Here is a 1138-nt window from a genome sequence, read left to right as displayed (position 1 = left end):
GCCTCGGGTGTTGTTCCATGCGCCGCATGCTTTTGATGCGTCGTCGTACGAGTTGTGGGTGCCGTTGTTGTCCGGTGGCACGGTCGTCGTCGCGCCCACCGAGGCGATGGACGCGGCCGGGCTGCGCTCGCTGATCACCGGCCACGACCTCACGCACGTCCATGTCACGGCGGGGCTGGGTCGGGTGCTTGCGGAGCAGGATCCGCATTGCTTCTCGGGTGTGCGGGAGGTGTTGACCGGTGGTGATGTGGTGCCGGCGGGTGCGGTGCGAAGGATCCTCGCGGCCAACCCGGGTGTGGTGGTACGGCACCTGTACGGGCCGACCGAAGTGACCCTCTGCGCAACCCAGTTCGCGGTCGACGAGGAGAGTGCTGTACCGGACGTCCTGCCGATCGGGCGACCGCTCGACAACACGCGGGTGTTCGTTCTTGACGGTGGGTTGCGTCCGGTGCCGGTGGGCGTGACGGGTGAGTTGTACGTCGCGGGCGCGGGCCTGGCACGCGGGTACGCCGGCCGACCCGGGCTGACGGCAGAGCGGTTCGTCGCCTGTCCCTTCACTCCGGGCCGACGGATGTACCGGACCGGGGACCTCGTCCGCTGGACGCCCGACGGTCAACTGCTCTTCGTGGGGCGGGCTGATGAGCAGGTGAAGATCCGCGGTTTCCGGGTGGAGCCGGGCGAGGTCGAGGCACTGCTGGCCGCACACCCGGGTGTCGCGCAGGCCGCAGTCGTCGTGCGCGAGGACATCCCGGGCGACAAGCGCCTGTTGGCCTACCTCGTGCCCGCTGAGGACACCGCCGACTTGGCGGAGTCGGCGAGCGCGTACGTCGCCGAGCGGCTGCCGGGTTACATGGTCCCGTCGGCAATCATTGAGCTGCCTTCCCTGCCTCTGACCGGCAACGGCAAGGTCGACCGTGCCGCCCTGCCGGCCCCGGAGTTGACGCAGATTTCCGGGCGGGCGCCGGTGACGGTGCAGGAGGAGTTGCTGTGCCGGGCGTTCGCCGAGGTCCTCGGATTGCCGTCGGTGGGCGTGGACGACGACTTCTTCGCGCTGGGCGGGCATTCGCTGCTGGCGGTGTCGCTGGTGGAGTGGCTGCGGCAGCGGGGCGTGTCCGTGTCCGTGCGCGCCCTGTTCGTG

At 69.9% G+C, this 1138-nt stretch carries 1 protein-coding gene; it reads left to right on the top strand.

Features of this window, described 5'->3' with window-relative positions; genetic code table 11:
- Window positions 1–7: 7 nt before the first annotated feature.
- The coding region (locus ACWDR3_RS47830; protein ID WP_450358955.1) for a non-ribosomal peptide synthetase at window positions 8–1138 on the top strand (1131 nt) is incomplete at its 3' end.

Source organism: Streptomyces sp. NPDC001002 (genome assembly GCF_053599215.1).
The sequence above is the reverse complement of the archived record's forward strand: the minus strand, read 5'-3'. Positions and strand labels throughout refer to the sequence as shown.